This is a genomic window from Micromonospora sp. NPDC005161, assembly GCF_053599855.1.
The window spans coordinates 1-13,099 of the sequence record NZ_JBSFYQ010000057.1 but is presented as its reverse complement, the minus strand read 5'-3'; the positions used below and the strand labels follow the sequence as shown (position 1 = coordinate 13,099).

Below are 13,099 nucleotides of genomic sequence, written 5' to 3'. Positions count from 1 at the left end.
CCCCTTGATCCACCCGGGTCGGCCCATGGAGGGGCTGCGGCGCCCCAGGGGGTCAGGACGCGGTCGAGGCCGCCGACTGCCGCGCGGTGACCAGGTCGCCCAGTCGGGCACGGCCGCCATCGAACGCGGTGAGCACCCAGACTCCGTCCGGCAGCAACGCCATCGAGTGCTCGACGTGCGCCGCCACCGAGCTGTCCCGGGTGACCACCGTCCACCCGTCGGCCAGCTCGACCGTACGCGGCGACGCCATGGTGATCATCGGCTCGATGGCCAGCGCCATGCCCGGGACCAGCCGCGGGCCCTTGCCCGGCCGGCCGTGGTTGAGCACGTGCGGGTCCTGGTGCATCTCCGTGCCGATACCGTGCCCGCCGTAGCCGTCGACGATGCCGTACCGGCCACCCTTGCGGACCGCGGTCTCGACCGCGTGCGAGATGTCGGTGAGCCGCCCCTTGCCGCTGGCTGCCCCGCGTGCGGCGGCCGCGATGCCGGCCCACATCGCGTCCTCGGCCACGTCGGCCATCTTGAGCAGCGCCGGGTCGACGTCACCGACGCCGACGGTGATCGCGGAGTCACCATGCCACCCGTTCAGCACCGCACCGCAGTCGATCGAGATCAGATCGCCGTCCCGCAGCACCTGCTTCGGCGAGGGGATGGCGTGCACGATCTGCTCGTTGACCGAGGAGCAGATCGACGCGGGGAAGCCGTGGTAACCCTTGAACGACGGGACGCCACCCGCCTCGCGGATCGTCGACTCGGCGATGGCATCCAGGTCGGCGGTGCTGACGCCGGGCGCCACGGCCTCGCGCATCCGGCGCAGCGCCTCGGCCACCACCAGCCCGGCGGCGCGCATCTTCTCGATCTGGTCAGGGGTCTTCAGCTGGATGTCCAGCTGGGGACGACGCATGGACCGATTACCTTTCGTTGCCGATCAGCGGGGCACGTCGCACGTACCCCGCTGATCGCACTCTATCCGCCGTGGCCCGGCCGGACCTCAGCCGCCGTACGACCGCAGCGCGTCTATGGCCCGGGTGGTGACGTCCTCCACCGGGCCGGTGGCGTCGATCCCGACGAGCTTGCCCTGGGCGCCGTAGTAGTCGACCAGTGGAGCGGTCTTCTCGCTGTATTCCCGCAGCCGCGTGGCGATGGTCTCCGGCTTGTCGTCGTCGCGCTGGAACAGCTCGGCGCCGCACCGGTCACAGATGCCGGGCCGGGTGGTGGCGTCGAACTCGACGTGCCAGATCTTGCCGCAGCCCCGGCAGGTCCGCCGGCCGGAGAGCCGCCGGATCACCTCGTCGTCGTCGACCACCAGCTCCAGGACCAGGTCCAGTGCGGTGCCCAGGTCGGCGAGGAGCTTGTCCAGCGCGGCGGCCTGCGGAGTGGTCCGCGGGAAGCCGTCGAGCAGGAACCCCTCGCTGGCGTCGGGCTCCGCCAGCCGGTCCCGGACCATGTTGATGGTGACCTCGTCCGGAACCAGCTCGCCAGCGTCCATGTAACGCTTCGCCTCGACACCGAGCGGCGTGCCCTGGGTGACGTTCGACCGGAAGATGTCCCCGGTCGAGATCTTGGGCACCGACAGGTGCGCGGCCACGAACTCGGCCTGCGTGCCCTTGCCCGCGCCCGGCGGGCCAACCAGAACGAGTCTCATCTACCGCAGGAACCCTTCGTAGTTCCGCTGCATGAGTTGGCTCTCGATCTGCTTCACGGTCTCCAGACCGACGCCGACCATGATGAGCACAGCGGTGCCGCCGAACGGGAAGTTCTGGTACTGCTGGTTGTCCAGCCAGATGAAGAAGAAGTTCGGCAGGATCGAGATCACGCCGAGGTAGAGCGCGCCCGGCAGGGTGATCCGGCTGAGGATGAAGTCCAGGTAGTCGGCCGTCGGCTTGCCCGGGCGGATGCCCGGCACGAACCCGCCGTACTTCTTCATGTTGTCCGCGACCTCGGTCGGGTTGAACGTGATCGAGACGTAGAAGTACGTGAAGAAGATGATCAGCAGGAAGTAGACCGCGATGTAGATCGGGCTGCTCGGGTTGACCAGGTTGTTCTGGATCCAGGCCTGGGTCTTGCCCGGGTCGGTCTGGTCGAAGAACTGCAGGGCCAGCTGCGGCAGGTAGAGCAGCGACGAGCCGAAGATGACCGGGATGACACCGGCCTGGTTGACCTTGAGCGGGATGTAGGTCGAGGTGCCGCCGTACATCCGCCGGCCGATCATCCGCTTGGCGTACTGCACCGGGATGCGGCGCTGCGCCTGCTCGATGAAGGTGACCGCGGTGATGACCACCAGGACCAGCGCGATGACCAGGGCGAACATGTCCCAGCCCTTGCTGGTCTTGATCTGCCAGCCCTCGCTGGGCAGCCGCGCGGCGATCGAGGTGAAGATCAGGACGGACATGCCGTTGCCGACGCCCCGGTCGGTGATCAGCTCACCGAGCCACATGACCATGCCGGTGCCGGCGGTCATGGTCATCACCAGGATGGCCAGGGTCAGCCAGTCCGGGATGCCGGTGCCGGTGGGGATGATCGGGAACTGGTCGCAGCGGTTCTGGAAGAGCTGGCCCGAGCGGGCCAGCGCCACGAACGCCGAGGCCTGCAGCACACCGAGACCCAGGGTCAGGTACCGCGTGTACTGGGTGATCTTCGCCTGGCCGGCCTGGCCCTCCTTGCGGAGCTGCTCCAGACGCGGAATCACGACGGTCAGCAGCTGCAGGATGATCGACGCGGTGATGTAGGGCATGATGCCCAGCGCGAAGACCGAGAGCTGTAGCAGCGCTCCGCCGGAGAAGAGGTTGAGAAGGTTCACCACCCCGGTGGTGTCACCCTGGATGGTGTCGAGGCACTTCTGCACGTTGCCGTACGAGACGCCCGGGCTGGGCAGCGTTGCACCCAGCCGGTAGACCGCGATGATGCCTACTGTGAACAGCAGCTTCTTGCGCAGGTCAGGCGTACGGAACGCACTGAGAAAGGCGGACAGCAACTTCTTCCTCCTGCGCGAGGCGGGCCGCCGGTGATCCCTGGCGGGTCGGGGTGGATCCCGGGCGAGCGCCCGGAATCCATGGCTGGGATGGGACTCTAACAGCCCCATCCCGGTCCGGGCAGATGTGCCCGGCTACATAAACCGATTCCGATATTACCGGGCGCATACGCCCCAGGCAGACCATGGCGCCCGCCAGTTGGTCACAACTGGACGGGCGCCATGGGTCGTACGCCTTACAGCTCGGTGACGGAGCCACCGGCGGCGGCGATCTTCTCCTTGGCCGACGCACTGAACGCGTGCGCCGACACCTGGAGCGCCACTCCGCCGAGGTCGCCGGTGCCGAGGACCTTGACCGGGTGACCCTTGCGGACCGCGCCGGACTCGACCAGCTCCAGCGGGCCGACCTGGCCGCCGTTCGGGAACAGCTCGGCGAGCCGGTCCAGGTTGACCACCTGGAAGACCACCTTGAACTTGTTCTTGAAGCCCTTCATCTTCGGCAGGCGCATGTGGATGGGCATCTGCCCACCCTCGAACGCCGCCGAGATGTTCTTGCGGGCCTTGGAGCCCTTGGTACCGCGACCAGCGGTCTTGCCCTTGGAACCCTCACCGCGACCCACACGGGTCTTCGCGGTCTTGGAACCGGGCGCCGGGCGCAGGTGGTGCACCTTGATCGTCATTACTCGACCTCCTCGACCTTCACGAGGTGGTTCACAGTGAAGATCATGCCGCGGATCTCGGGCCGGTCCTCCTTGACCACCACGTCGTTGATCCGCTTGAGGCCGAGCGAACGCAGCGAGTCACGCTGGTTCTGCTTGGTCCCGATGCCGGATCGGAGCTGGGTGACCTTCAGACGTGCCATCAGTGCGCCACCCCCGCACGCGACGCCAGCATGGCGGCCGGCGCGACGTCCTCCACCGGCAGGCCACGACGTGCCGCGACCTGCTCGGGGGACTCAAGCCCCTTCAGGGCCGCCACGGTGGCGTGCACGATGTTGATCGGGTTCGACGAGCCGAGGCTCTTCGAGAGCACGTCGTGGATACCGGCGCACTCCAGCACGGCGCGCACCGGACCACCGGCGATGACACCCGTACCGGCCGAGGCCGGCTTGAGCAGCACCACACCAGCGGCGTCCTCACCCGTCACCGGGTGCGGGATCGACTTGCCGATCCGCGGGACCTTGAAGAAGTGCTTCTTGGCCTCCTCGACACCCTTGGCGATCGCCGCGGGCACCTCCTTGGCCTTTCCGTAGCCCACGCCGACCGTGCCGTCGCCGTCACCAACGATCACCAGGGCGGTGAAGCTGAAGCGACGACCACCCTTCACGACCTTGGCGACGCGGTTGATCGCGACGACCCGCTCGAGGTGCGGGGTCTTCTCGACGGGCGCGTTTCCGCGGCCGCCCTCACGGCGGTTGTCGCGGCGACCACCCTCGTTGCCACCGGACCCGCCGCCACGGCGCTGTTGACCTGGCATCAGCAGCCTTCCTTATCTCTCGTGACGGGGTTGTTAGAACTCGAGCCCGGCTTCGCGGGCAGCGTCGGCAAGCGCGGCGACTCGCCCCGCGTACCGGTTGCCACCGCGGTCGAAGACGACCTTGGAGACGCCGGCGGCCTTGGCCCGCTCGGCGAGCAGCGCGCCCACCTTGCCGGCGAGGGCGCTCTTGTCGCCCTCGGCACCGCGCAGCGAGGCGTCCAGGCTCGACGCCGACACCAGGGTGTGACCCTTGGTGTCGTCGACGATCTGGGCGACCATGTGCCGCAGCGAACGGGTGACGACCAGGCGCGGACGCTCGGCCGTACCGCTGACGTTCTTGCGGACGCGGAAGTGCCGACGCGCACGCCCAACGGCGCGCTTGGCGGCGACACCGCGGCGGCGCTTGAGCAGCGTGGCGCTCACTTCTTACCTGCCTTTCCGGCCTTGCGGCGGATGACCTCGCCCTGGTACTTGACACCCTTGCCCTTGTAGGGCTCCGGCGGGCGGATCTTCCGGATGTTGGCGGCGACCTCACCGACCTGCTGCTTGTCGATGCCGGCCACGTGGAACAGGGTCGGCCGCTCCACCGTGAAGGTGATGCCCGCCGGTGCGGGAACCAGCACCGGGTGCGAGAACCCGAGCGCGAACTCGAGGTCCGTGCCCTTGGCGGTGACCCGGTAACCGGTGCCGGCGATCTCCAGGCTCTTGCGGTAGCCCTCGGTCACGCCGACGATCATGTTGGCTACCAGCGTACGGCTCAGGCCGTGCAGTTCCTTGGCCTTGCGCTCGTCGTTGGGGCGGTTGACGCTCAGCTGCCCGTCCTCGGCCCGCTCGATCGTGATCGGCTCGGCGAGGGTGTGCTGGAGCTGGCCCTTCGGGCCCTTGACCTTGACGGTCTGCCCATCGATCGTGATGTCGACGCCGGCTGGTACCGGGATCGACTTACGTCCAATTCGCGACATTTCTACCTGTCTCCCGTTACCAGACGAAGGCGAGGACTTCCCCGCCAACACTCCGCTTGCGGGCCTGCCGGTCGGTGAGCAGCCCCTGGGACGTCGAAATGATCGCCACGCCCAGCCCACCGAGCACCCGGGGGAGCCCGTCCGACTTGGCGTACACCCGGAGACCGGGCTTGGACACGCGCTTGATGCCGGCCAGGCTCCGCTCGCGGTTCTGGCCGTACTTCAGCTCGACGACCAGTCGCTTGCCGACGGCACCCTCCTCGGGCTCCTCGACCGACCAGGTGGCGATGTAACCCTCGGCCTTCAGGACCTCGGCGATGTTCGCCTTGATCTTGGAGTAGGGCATCTTCACCTGATCGTGGTACGCCTGGTTGGCGTTACGCAGACGCGTGAGCATGTCTGCGATCGGGTCGGTCATCGTCATGGATTTCGTCAGCCTTTCTCGCCGGGGTTCCCGGGGCATCGGCCCCGGGCCTACGGCGAAGAGCAATACCTAATCGGTGCAGGAGTTCCCGGCCGACAGCCGGGACGCGGTCGCCCTTACCAGGAAGCCTTGGACACACCCGGCAGCTCACCGCGGTGGGCCATCTCCCGGAGGCACACCCGGCAGAGCCCGAACTTGCGGTAGACCGCCTTCGGGCGCCCGCACCGCTGGCACCGGGTGTACGCGCGAACCGAGAACTTCGGCTTCGCGGCCGCCTTGATGATCAGCGCCTTCTTGGCCATCTCAGTTCTCCTTGAACGGGAAGCCCAGGAGCTTGAGCAGCGCCCGGCCCTCGTCGTCGGTCGTGGCGGTGGTGACCACCGTGATGTCCATGCCCCGCTGGCGATCGATCCGGTCCTGGTCGATCTCGTGGAACACCGACTGCTCGGTCAGACCGAACGTGTAGTTGCCGTGCCCGTCGAGCTTGCGCCCGTCCAGACCGCGGAAGTCGCGGATACGCGGCAGCGCGATGGACAGCAGCCGGTCCAGGAACTCCCACATCCGGTCACCGCGAAGGGTCACCTTCGCGCCGATCGGCATGCCCTCGCGGAGCTTGAACTGCGCGATGGACTTGGTCGCCCGCCGCACCTGCGGCTTCTGGCCGGTGATCGTGGCGAGGTCGCGGACCGCGCCGTCGATCAGCTTGGCGTCGCGAGCAGCCTCGCCGACACCCATGTTGACGACGATCTTGACCAGCCGCGGCACCTGCATGGGGTTGCCGTAGCTGTGCTGCTCACGCAGCTGGGCCACGATCTCGTTGCGGTACCGCTCCTTGAGGCGCGGCATGGTCTTTTCGGTAGCCGTGGTCATCACAGGTCCTTACCGGTGCTACGCGCGATGCGGACCTTCTGGCCGTTGTCGTCGATCCGGTAACCGACGCGCGTCGGCTTGCCGTCGGAGTCCAGGACCTGCACGTTCGAGACGTGGATCGGGGCCTCCTGGGTGACGATGCCGCCGGTCTTGGCGCCACGCTGGGTGGTGCTGATGCGGGTGTGCTTCTTGACCCGGTTCACGCCCTCGACCAGGACCTTGTCCTGCCGCGGGTAGGCCGCAATGACCTTGCCCTTGGCACCCTTGTCCTTGCCGGCGATGACGACGACCGTGTCGCCCTTCTTGACCTTCACGGTCACAACACCTCCGGCGCGAGGGAAATAATCTTCATGAACCGCTTGTCCCGCAGCTCCCGGCCCACCGGGCCGAAGATGCGGGTACCGCGCGGGTCCCCGCCGTCCTTGATGATGACGGCGGCGTTCTCGTCGAAGCGGATGTATGAGCCGTCCGGCCGCCGCTTCTCCTTGGCCGTGCGGACGATGACCGCCTTGACGACGTCGCCCTTCTTCACACCGGCACCCGGGATCGCGTCCTTGACGGTGGCCACGATGACGTCGCCGATGCTCGCGTAGCGCCGACCGGAGCCACCGAGAACCCGGATGCACAGGATCTCCCGAGCACCCGTGTTGTCGGCGACGCGCAGTCGCGACTCCTGCTGAATCACGTCTATCTCCTATGTCTGCCGGTTCTCCGGCCGCCGAGGACGGCCGGAGCCTGGCGGAACCAACGCCCGACGCAACGCCGGGCGAGCTCGAGCCTTCGCTACTTGGCCTTTTCCAGGATCTCCACGATCCGCCAACGCTTGGTGGCGCTCAGCGGCCGGGTCTCCATGATCAGGACCCGGTCGCCGGTGCCGGCAGCGTTCTGCTCGTCGTGGACCTTCAGCTTGCTCGTCCGGCGCATGATCTTGCCGTACAGCGCGTGCCGAACCCGGTCCTCGACCTCGACCACGACGGTCTTGTCCATCTTGTCGCTCACCACGAGGCCCTCACGGACCTTGCGGCGAGCCCGCACGGTGGCGGTCGTGTTCTCGTCGGTCATGATGCAGTCACCTCAGTCGGCGCGGCCGAGAGCCCCAGCTCACGCTCACGCATGATCGTGTAGATCCGGGCGATCTCCCGACGGATGACCTGCAGCCGCCGGTTGTTGTCCAGCTGCCCGGTTGCGGCCTGCACGCGGAGGTTGAACAGCTCCGCCTTGGCCTCCCGCAGCTTCGTGACCAGCTCCTCTTCGGAGAGCTCACGCAGCTCGGTCGCCTTAACGCCCGCTGCCATCAGGATTCACCCACTTCGCGCGTAACAATGCGGCACTTCATCGGGAGCTTGTGGATCGCGCGACGCATGGCCTCTCGCGCGATCTGCTCGTTGGGGAAGGACATCTCGAAGAGAACCCGCCCCGGCTTGACGTTGGCGACCCACCACTCGGGCGAGCCCTTACCGGAACCCATCCGGGTCTCGGCAGGCTTCTTGGTGAGGGCCTGGTCCGGGAAGATCGTGATCCAGACCTTGCCACCACGCTTGATGTGACGGGTCATCGCGATACGCGCCGACTCGATCTGGCGGTTGGTCACGTACGCCGGCTCGAGAGCCTGGATCCCGAACTCGCCGAACACCACCCGGTTACCACCCTTGGACGCGCCACTGCGGTCCGGGTGGTGCGGCTTGCGGAAGCCCTTCGGGGGCTTGCGCGGCATCAGCATCTGTCAGCCCTCCTGCTGCGTTTCTGCCGGAGCAGCCGCGGCGGCGACAGCTGCGCTGTCCACCGGCTCGCCGCTCGGCGTCTCGGCCTGCTGCGCGATGGTGGTCGCAGCAGCACGGCCAGCCTCGGTGCCACCAGCCGTCGTGCCGGACGAACCCGACCGGCCACGGCGCGGACGCTCGGGACGGTCGCCGCGCTCACCACGACGCGGGCGGGACGGACCGGCCTCGGCCGGAGCCTCCCGGCCCGGGACGGCGTCGCCCTTGTAGATCCAGACCTTCACACCGATCCGACCGAACGTGGTACGGGCCTCGAAGAAGCCGTACTCGATGTTGGCCCGCAGCGTGTGCAGCGGAACCCGGCCCTCACGGTAGAACTCGGTCCGGCTCATCTCGGCGCCGCCGAGGCGACCCGAGACCTGAACACGGATGCCCTTGCAGACCGGGTTCTTCATCGCCGACTGCATGGCCTTGCGCATCGCCCGACGGAAGCTGACCCGGCTGGACAGCTGCTCGGCCACGCCCTGCGCGACGAGCTGAGCGTCCGACTCGGGGTTCTTCACCTCGATGATGTTCAGCTGCACCTGCTTGCCGGTGAGCTTCTCGAGCTCGCCGCGGATCCGGTCGGCCTCCGCACCCTTACGGCCGATGACGATGCCCGGCCGGGCGGTGTGGATGTCGACCCGGACCCGGTCGCGGGTGCGCTCGATGTCGACCTTGGAGATGCCGGCGCGCTCGAGGCCCTTGGACATCATCCGGCGGATCTTGACATCCTCGCCGATGTAGTCCTTGTAGAGCTTGTCCGCGAACCAGCGGGACTTCCAGTCGGTCGAGATGCCGAGCCGGAACCCAGTGGGGTGAACCTTCTGACCCATTACTCGGCGTCCTCCGTCTTGCTCTGCGCTTCGGCCGGTGCGGCCTCCGTGGCCGGGGCGGCCTTCTTCGCCGCGGCCTTCCTCGGCGCTGCCGGCGCGACCGCTTCGACCGCCACGGTGATGTGGCAGGTGCGCTTGCGGATCCGGTACGCCCGGCCCTGCGCCCGCGGCTGGAACCGCTTCATCGTCGGGCCCTCGTCCACGAACGCCTCGCTCACGAGCAGCGCGTCGGGGTCCAGCCGCTCGTTGTTCTCCGCGTTGGCGATCGCGCTAGCGAGCACCTTGTACACCTGCTCGCTCGCAGCCTGCGGCGCGAACTGCAGCACCGTGAGAGCCTCCTTCGCGGGCAGGCCGCGGACGAGGTTGACCACCCGGCGCGCCTTCATCGGCGAGATGCGCACGTGCCGCGCAACCGCCCGCGCGCCCGGAAGCACCGGAGCGTCGCCCTTTCCTGGCATCGCTGTAACCCCTTGTTCCCTCTATCCGTATGCCCGCGGCGTCAGCGCCGACGGCTCTTCCGGTCGTCCTTCTCGTGACCCTTGAACGTGCGGGTCAGCGCGAACTCGCCGAGCTTGTGCCCGACCATCGCCTCGGTCACGAACACCGGGACGTGCTTGCGTCCGTCGTGCACCGCGATCGTGTGCCCGAGCATCTCCGGGATGATCGTCGAGCGCCGCGACCAGGTCTTGATCACGTTCTTGGAGCCCTTGTCGTTCTGAACTTCCACCTTCTTGAGCAGGTGGTCGTCTACGAACGGGCCCTTCTTCAGGCTGCGAGGCATGTCTTATCTCCCTCAGCCGCGCTTACGCGTGGCGTAGCGACGGCGGACGATCAGCCGGTCACTCGGCTGGCCCTTACGGCGGGTGCGGCCCTCGGGCTTACCCTGCGGGTTGACCGGGTGGCGACCACCGGAGGTCTTACCCTCACCACCACCGTGCGGGTGGTCGACCGGGTTCATGGCGACACCACGGACGGTCGGGCGCTTGCCCTTCCACCGCATCCGGCCGGCCTTGCCCCAGTTGATGTTCGACTGATCGGCGTTGCCGATCTCGCCGACGCTGGCGCGGCAACGCACGTCCACCCGCCGGATCTCGCCGGACGGCATACGCAGGGTCGCGTACGCGCCCTCACGGCCGAGCAGCTGGATGCCCACGCCGGCGGAACGGGCCAGCTTGGCCCCGCCACCCGGACGCAGCTCCACGTTGTGGATGGTGGTACCGACCGGGATGTTGCGCAGCGGCAGGTTGTTACCCGGCTTGATGTCGGCGCCCGGGCCGGACTCGACGCGGTCGCCCTGCTTCATGTCCTTCGGCGCGATGATGTACCGCTTCTCGCCGTCGGCGTAGTGCAGCAGCGCGATGCGCGCCGTGCGGTTCGGGTCGTACTCGATGTGAGCGACCTTCGCCGGCACGCCGTCCTTGTCGACCCGCTTGAAGTCGATCAGACGGTACTGGCGCTTGTGACCGCCACCGTGGTGCCGCGTGGTGATCCGGCCGTGGGCGTTACGCCCGCCCTTCTTCGGCAGCGGAGCCAGCAGCGACTTCTCCGGCGTGGACCGGGTGATCTCGGCGAAGTCGGCGACACTGGAACCACGTCGGCCCGGCGTCGTCGGCTTGTACTTACGGATAGCCATTGTCTACACCCCTCAGCTGACCGGGCCGCCGAAGGCCTCGATGCGGTCACCGTCAGCCAGCTTCACGATCGCCCGCTTGGTCGCCTTGCGCTGACCGAAGCCGGTCTTGGTGCGCTTGCGCTTACCCTGGCGGTTGAGCGTGTTGACCGTCAGGACGCGGACGTTGAAGATCTGCTGGATAGCGATCTTGATCTCGGTCTTGTTCGCGTCCGGGTGCACCAGGAAGGTGTACCAGTTCCGGTTCAGCTCGCTGTAGCTCTTCTCCGAGACGACCGGCGCCACGATGATGTCGCGCGGGTCGGCGATCGTGCTCACTTGCCACCCTCCTCGGTGGTCTCGGCGGGCACGCCCAGGAACTCGTCCAGGGCGTCCTTGGTGAAGACCACATCGTCGGCCACCAGCACGTCATACGTGTTGAGCTGGCCGGACTCGATCAGGTGCACCCGCGGCTCGTTGCGCAGCGACACCCAGTTCAGTTCGTCGGTGCTGCTCAGCACGACCAGGACCCGACGGGCCTCGGTGAGCTTGGTCAGCGTGGCAAGGGCCGCCTTGGTCGACGGCTTCTCGCCCGAGACGAACGCCTCGACGACATGCACCTGCCCGGCGCGGGCCCGGTCGGAGAGGGCACCCCGCAGCGCGGCGGCCTTCATCTTCTTCGGGGTCCGCTGGCTGTAGTCGCGCGGCACGGGACCGTGCACCACGCCACCGCCGGCGAACTGCGGCGCGCGGATCGAGCCCTGCCGGGCGCGACCGGTGCCCTTCTGCTTGTACGGCTTCTTGCCGCCACCGGCGACCTCGCCGCGGGTCTTGGTCTTGTGCGTGCCCTGTCGGGCCGCCGCGAGCTGGGCCACCACGACCTGGTGCATCAGCGCGACGTTGGCCTGCACGTCGAAGATGTCAGCCGGCAGCTCGACGGAGCCGCTGGTGCTGCCTTCGACGGTGCGCACGTCAACGGTGGTCACTTGGCCGCACCGCCCTTCTTCACCTTGCTCTTGGCCGCGGTACGGACCAGAACCAGCGCGCCCTTGGGACCAGGGATGGCACCCCGGACGAGCAGCAGGTTGTTCTCGGTGTCGACCGCCTGGACGGTGAGGTTCTGCACGGTGTAGCGAACGCCACCCATCCGGCCGGCCATCCGGGTGCCCTTGAAGACACGACCCGGAGTGGCGCAGGCGCCGATGGAGCCGGGCGAGCGGTGCTTCCGCTCGACACCGTGACCGGCACCCAGGCCGTGGAAGCCGTGCCGCTTCATCGGGCCGGCGTAGCCCTTGCCCTTGGTCTTGCCGGTGACGTCGATGGTGACGCCGGCCGGGAACTCCTCGACCGTGACTTCCTGGCCGAGCGAGTATTCCCCAGCGTCCGCGGTGCGCAGCTCGACGATGTGCCGGCGCGGCGCCACGTCCGCCTTGGCGTAGTGGCCGCTGATCGGCTTCTTGACCTTGCGCGGGTCGATGATGCCGTACGCCAGCTGGACCGCGGAGTAACCGTCCTTCTCGGCGCTACGAACCTGGCTGATGACGCACGGGCCGGCCTCGACCACGGTCACGGGAACAACACGGTTGTTCTCCCAGACCTGGGTCATGCCGAGCTTGGCGCCCAGGATCCCCTTGACTTGCCTGTCCATTTGTCCGGTCCCTACAGCTTGATCTCGATGTCGACGCCAGCCGGCAGGTCGAGGCGCATGAGCGAGTCGACCGTCTTCGGGGTCGGGTCGATGATGTCGATCAGCCGCTTGTGCGTGCGCATCTCGAAGTGCTCGCGCGAGTCCTTGTACTTGTGCGGCGAGCGGATAACGCAGAAACGGTTGATCTCCGTGGGCAGCGGCACCGGGCCCGCGACCTGCGCCCCGGTGCGCGTCACCGTCTCGACGATCTTCCGAGCCGAGGAGTCGACGACCTCGTGGTCATAGGCCTTGAGCCGGATGCGGATCTTCTGTCCCGCCATGGTGGCTTCTGTTCCTTCTCTCGATGCCGCTGTGTTGCGGGCGCCTGTGCCGGCTGGCACAGGCCCACTTCGCCGACCCCCGCGGTCGGGCGTGTCGCGCCCTCGGGCCGGGCTCCGCCCTGGGACTCCAGAGCGGTGCTGACCGCGCGGTGGGTCAAGGCGCCGATCGCAATTACCGCGACCTGAACGCCGTGCGAGGGTGGTTGGCGGCGAGGCCGCCAACCAC

The 13,099-nt window shown here is 67.9% G+C and carries 24 protein-coding genes; all 24 read right to left on the bottom strand.

Annotated elements, in window-relative coordinates; genetic code table 11:
• Positions 1-52: 52 nt before the first annotated feature.
• The 24 genes from map to rpsJ all read right to left on the bottom strand — a co-directional run bounded on the left by map (position 53) and on the right by rpsJ (position 12,873).
• Positions 53-904: a type I methionyl aminopeptidase gene (map, locus tag ACWD5O_RS33170; protein WP_354964790.1), complete on the bottom strand. Its 852-nt coding sequence runs from the start codon at positions 902-904 to the stop codon at positions 53-55.
• A gap of 87 nt (positions 905-991) precedes the next feature.
• Positions 992-1,645, bottom strand: a complete 654-nt coding sequence (locus ACWD5O_RS33165; RefSeq protein WP_007465256.1) for an adenylate kinase — start codon at positions 1,643-1,645, stop codon at positions 992-994.
• Positions 1,646-2,974 carry a preprotein translocase subunit SecY gene (gene secY / locus ACWD5O_RS33160; protein ID WP_354964791.1) on the bottom strand — a complete coding sequence of 443 codons (1,329 nt, stop codon included), beginning with the start codon at positions 2,972-2,974 and terminating at the stop codon, positions 1,646-1,648.
• A gap of 233 nt (positions 2,975-3,207) precedes the next feature.
• The gene (gene rplO, locus ACWD5O_RS33155; protein ID WP_030329906.1) at positions 3,208-3,651 is read right to left on the bottom strand and encodes a 50S ribosomal protein L15; all 444 of its coding nucleotides are present in this window, start codon (positions 3,649-3,651) and stop codon (positions 3,208-3,210) included.
• The gene (rpmD, locus tag ACWD5O_RS33150) at positions 3,651-3,833 is read right to left on the bottom strand and encodes a 50S ribosomal protein L30 (protein WP_030329904.1); all 183 of its coding nucleotides are present in this window, start codon (positions 3,831-3,833) and stop codon (positions 3,651-3,653) included. Before rpmD ends, rplO begins: the two co-directional genes overlap by 1 nt.
• Entirely contained in the window at positions 3,833-4,447 is a 615-nt protein-coding gene (rpsE, locus tag ACWD5O_RS33145) for a 30S ribosomal protein S5 (RefSeq protein WP_354964792.1), read from the bottom strand. The genes rpmD and rpsE overlap by 1 nt, the downstream gene beginning before the upstream one ends.
• A gap of 33 nt (positions 4,448-4,480) precedes the next feature.
• The gene (rplR, locus tag ACWD5O_RS33140; protein WP_354964793.1) at positions 4,481-4,870 is read right to left on the bottom strand and encodes a 50S ribosomal protein L18; all 390 of its coding nucleotides are present in this window, start codon (positions 4,868-4,870) and stop codon (positions 4,481-4,483) included.
• Positions 4,867-5,409: a 50S ribosomal protein L6 gene (rplF, locus tag ACWD5O_RS33135; RefSeq protein WP_074314591.1), complete on the bottom strand. Its 543-nt coding sequence runs from the start codon at positions 5,407-5,409 to the stop codon at positions 4,867-4,869. The genes rplR and rplF overlap by 4 nt, the downstream gene beginning before the upstream one ends.
• A 16-nt stretch (positions 5,410-5,425) precedes the next feature.
• A complete protein-coding gene (rpsH, locus tag ACWD5O_RS33130) occupies positions 5,426-5,833 on the bottom strand; it encodes a 30S ribosomal protein S8 (RefSeq protein ID WP_007465270.1) in 408 nt (135 codons plus the stop codon).
• A 116-nt stretch (positions 5,834-5,949) separates the two neighbouring features.
• Entirely contained in the window at positions 5,950-6,135 is a 186-nt protein-coding gene (locus ACWD5O_RS33125) for a type Z 30S ribosomal protein S14 (RefSeq protein WP_074314593.1), read from the bottom strand.
• A gap of 1 nt (position 6,136) precedes the next feature.
• On the bottom strand, positions 6,137-6,703 hold the full coding sequence (gene rplE, locus ACWD5O_RS33120) for a 50S ribosomal protein L5 (RefSeq protein WP_074314595.1): 567 nt from the start codon (positions 6,701-6,703) through the stop codon (positions 6,137-6,139).
• Positions 6,703-7,023, bottom strand: coding sequence for a 50S ribosomal protein L24 (gene rplX, locus ACWD5O_RS33115; protein WP_007465276.1), 321 nt, complete (start codon positions 7,021-7,023; stop codon positions 6,703-6,705). Before rplX ends, rplE begins: the two co-directional genes overlap by 1 nt.
• On the bottom strand, positions 7,020-7,388 hold the full coding sequence (gene rplN, locus ACWD5O_RS33110; RefSeq protein WP_015619002.1) for a 50S ribosomal protein L14: 369 nt from the start codon (positions 7,386-7,388) through the stop codon (positions 7,020-7,022). The genes rplX and rplN overlap by 4 nt, the downstream gene beginning before the upstream one ends.
• 98 nt (positions 7,389-7,486) lie before the next feature.
• The gene (gene rpsQ, locus ACWD5O_RS33105) at positions 7,487-7,765 is read right to left on the bottom strand and encodes a 30S ribosomal protein S17 (RefSeq protein ID WP_089018945.1); all 279 of its coding nucleotides are present in this window, start codon (positions 7,763-7,765) and stop codon (positions 7,487-7,489) included.
• Entirely contained in the window at positions 7,762-7,998 is a 237-nt protein-coding gene (gene rpmC / locus ACWD5O_RS33100; RefSeq protein ID WP_007465283.1) for a 50S ribosomal protein L29, read from the bottom strand. Before rpmC ends, rpsQ begins: the two co-directional genes overlap by 4 nt.
• A complete protein-coding gene (rplP, locus tag ACWD5O_RS33095; protein ID WP_007465292.1) occupies positions 7,998-8,423 on the bottom strand; it encodes a 50S ribosomal protein L16 in 426 nt (141 codons plus the stop codon). Before rplP ends, rpmC begins: the two co-directional genes overlap by 1 nt.
• 3 nt (positions 8,424-8,426) lie before the next feature.
• Positions 8,427-9,296 carry a 30S ribosomal protein S3 gene (gene rpsC / locus ACWD5O_RS33090; RefSeq protein ID WP_007465294.1) on the bottom strand — a complete coding sequence of 290 codons (870 nt, stop codon included), beginning with the start codon at positions 9,294-9,296 and terminating at the stop codon, positions 8,427-8,429.
• Positions 9,296-9,754 (bottom strand): 50S ribosomal protein L22, encoded by a 459-nt coding sequence (gene rplV, locus ACWD5O_RS33085; protein WP_007465297.1) that lies wholly within the window; start codon positions 9,752-9,754, stop codon positions 9,296-9,298. The genes rpsC and rplV overlap by 1 nt, the downstream gene beginning before the upstream one ends.
• Positions 9,755-9,795: 41 nt before the next feature.
• Entirely contained in the window at positions 9,796-10,077 is a 282-nt protein-coding gene (rpsS, locus tag ACWD5O_RS33080) for a 30S ribosomal protein S19 (RefSeq protein ID WP_007465299.1), read from the bottom strand.
• A gap of 12 nt (positions 10,078-10,089) precedes the next feature.
• Positions 10,090-10,929 (bottom strand): 50S ribosomal protein L2, encoded by an 840-nt coding sequence (rplB, locus tag ACWD5O_RS33075; RefSeq protein WP_088950237.1) that lies wholly within the window; start codon positions 10,927-10,929, stop codon positions 10,090-10,092.
• 12 nt (positions 10,930-10,941) lie between these two features.
• Positions 10,942-11,244 (bottom strand): 50S ribosomal protein L23, encoded by a 303-nt coding sequence (rplW, locus tag ACWD5O_RS33070; RefSeq protein ID WP_007465304.1) that lies wholly within the window; start codon positions 11,242-11,244, stop codon positions 10,942-10,944.
• The gene (rplD, locus tag ACWD5O_RS33065) at positions 11,241-11,891 is read right to left on the bottom strand and encodes a 50S ribosomal protein L4 (RefSeq protein ID WP_053653946.1); all 651 of its coding nucleotides are present in this window, start codon (positions 11,889-11,891) and stop codon (positions 11,241-11,243) included. Before rplD ends, rplW begins: the two co-directional genes overlap by 4 nt.
• Entirely contained in the window at positions 11,888-12,553 is a 666-nt protein-coding gene (rplC, locus tag ACWD5O_RS33060; protein ID WP_354964795.1) for a 50S ribosomal protein L3, read from the bottom strand. The genes rplD and rplC overlap by 4 nt, the downstream gene beginning before the upstream one ends.
• An 11-nt stretch (positions 12,554-12,564) precedes the next feature.
• Positions 12,565-12,873 (bottom strand): 30S ribosomal protein S10, encoded by a 309-nt coding sequence (gene rpsJ / locus ACWD5O_RS33055; protein ID WP_007073037.1) that lies wholly within the window; start codon positions 12,871-12,873, stop codon positions 12,565-12,567.
• Between the last annotated feature and the right edge of the window lie 226 nt (positions 12,874-13,099).

What these genes read in the sequence shown, in the direction of transcription:
- map (WP_354964790.1), bottom strand. Translation starts at nt 904, where the DNA reads ATGCGTCGTCCCCAGCTGGACATCCAGCTGAAGACCCCTGACCAGATC.
- ACWD5O_RS33165 (WP_007465256.1), bottom strand. Translation starts at nt 1,645, where the DNA reads ATGAGACTCGTTCTGGTTGGCCCGCCGGGCGCGGGCAAGGGCACGCAG.
- rplO (WP_030329906.1), bottom strand. Translation starts at nt 3,651, where the DNA reads ATGACGATCAAGGTGCACCACCTGCGCCCGGCGCCCGGTTCCAAGACC.
- rpmD (WP_030329904.1), bottom strand. Translation starts at nt 3,833, where the DNA reads ATGGCACGTCTGAAGGTCACCCAGCTCCGATCCGGCATCGGGACCAAG.
- rpsE (WP_354964792.1), bottom strand. Translation starts at nt 4,447, where the DNA reads ATGCCAGGTCAACAGCGCCGTGGCGGCGGGTCCGGTGGCAACGAGGGT.
- rplF (WP_074314591.1), bottom strand. Translation starts at nt 5,409, where the DNA reads ATGTCGCGAATTGGACGTAAGTCGATCCCGGTACCAGCCGGCGTCGAC.
- rpsH (WP_007465270.1), bottom strand. Translation starts at nt 5,833, where the DNA reads ATGACGATGACCGACCCGATCGCAGACATGCTCACGCGTCTGCGTAAC.
- ACWD5O_RS33125 (WP_074314593.1), bottom strand. Translation starts at nt 6,135, where the DNA reads ATGGCCAAGAAGGCGCTGATCATCAAGGCGGCCGCGAAGCCGAAGTTC.
- rplE (WP_074314595.1), bottom strand. Translation starts at nt 6,703, where the DNA reads ATGACCACGGCTACCGAAAAGACCATGCCGCGCCTCAAGGAGCGGTAC.
- rpsQ (WP_089018945.1), bottom strand. Translation starts at nt 7,765, where the DNA reads ATGACCGACGAGAACACGACCGCCACCGTGCGGGCTCGCCGCAAGGTC.
- rpmC (WP_007465283.1), bottom strand. Translation starts at nt 7,998, where the DNA reads ATGGCAGCGGGCGTTAAGGCGACCGAGCTGCGTGAGCTCTCCGAAGAG.
- rplP (WP_007465292.1), bottom strand. Translation starts at nt 8,423, where the DNA reads ATGCTGATGCCGCGCAAGCCCCCGAAGGGCTTCCGCAAGCCGCACCAC.
- rpsC (WP_007465294.1), bottom strand. Translation starts at nt 9,296, where the DNA reads ATGGGTCAGAAGGTTCACCCCACTGGGTTCCGGCTCGGCATCTCGACC.
- rplV (WP_007465297.1), bottom strand. Translation starts at nt 9,754, where the DNA reads ATGCCAGGAAAGGGCGACGCTCCGGTGCTTCCGGGCGCGCGGGCGGTT.
- rpsS (WP_007465299.1), bottom strand. Translation starts at nt 10,077, where the DNA reads ATGCCTCGCAGCCTGAAGAAGGGCCCGTTCGTAGACGACCACCTGCTC.
- rplB (WP_088950237.1), bottom strand. Translation starts at nt 10,929, where the DNA reads ATGGCTATCCGTAAGTACAAGCCGACGACGCCGGGCCGACGTGGTTCC.
- rplC (WP_354964795.1), bottom strand. Translation starts at nt 12,553, where the DNA reads ATGGACAGGCAAGTCAAGGGGATCCTGGGCGCCAAGCTCGGCATGACC.
- rpsJ (WP_007073037.1), bottom strand. Translation starts at nt 12,873, where the DNA reads ATGGCGGGACAGAAGATCCGCATCCGGCTCAAGGCCTATGACCACGAG.